Genomic DNA, 478 nt, shown 5'->3' with positions numbered 1-478 from the left:
TCTGCATCAGCAGAAACCCGGCTGCGCCAGGAACTCGGTTAGGATCTTGGTGGGCGGCGGCAGCAGGAATTCGCGCACGCCAAAGGCCCGCACCGCCCCCTCCCAGATCAGCAACAGCACCATGATGGTCAGGATGGCCAGCCGGCTGTTCTCGGAACGCTTCCATAGCAACTTCATCACATCATCCCCTGTAGATGCCTAGCTCACGGAAAATCTGGCGGATCTGCGACACGTAGCCGGCAAAGGCCTCCGTCTCCCGCACCGCCAGGCCTCGTGGCCGTTCCAGCTCGATCGGAATCACCGCGGCGATGCCGCCCGGGTTGCGCGACATCACCACCACGCGGTCGCTCAGGTACACGGCTTCGGAGATCGAATGCGTGATGAACAGCACGGTCTTGCCGGTGGCCAGCCAGGTGCGCTGCAGCTCCTCATTGAGATCGTCCCGCGTGAAGGGATCGAGCGCGCCGAAGGGCTCGTC

The 478-nt window shown here is 63.6% G+C and carries 1 protein-coding gene and 1 pseudogene; both read right to left on the bottom strand.

Features of this window, described 5'->3' with window-relative positions:
- Window positions 1-6: 6 nt before the first annotated feature.
- Window positions 7-177 (bottom strand): hypothetical protein, encoded by a 171-nt coding sequence (locus OR16_RS46990; protein ID WP_006164632.1) that lies wholly within the window; start codon window positions 175-177, stop codon window positions 7-9.
- 4 nt (window positions 178-181) lie between these two features.
- Window positions 182-478 (bottom strand): annotated as a pseudogene (locus OR16_RS37975) (ABC transporter ATP-binding protein); the annotation flags it as partial.

This window comes from Cupriavidus basilensis OR16 (assembly GCF_000243095.1).
Lineage (GTDB): Bacteria > Pseudomonadota > Gammaproteobacteria > Burkholderiales > Burkholderiaceae > Cupriavidus > Cupriavidus basilensis_D.
This window is presented reverse-complemented; position numbering and strand designations above follow the sequence as displayed.

Bases quoted from the DNA above. Each gene is read 5' to 3' on its own strand.
- OR16_RS46990 (WP_006164632.1), bottom strand. From the start codon at position 177: ATGAAGTTGCTATGGAAGCGTTCCGAGAACAGCCGGCTGGCCATCCTG.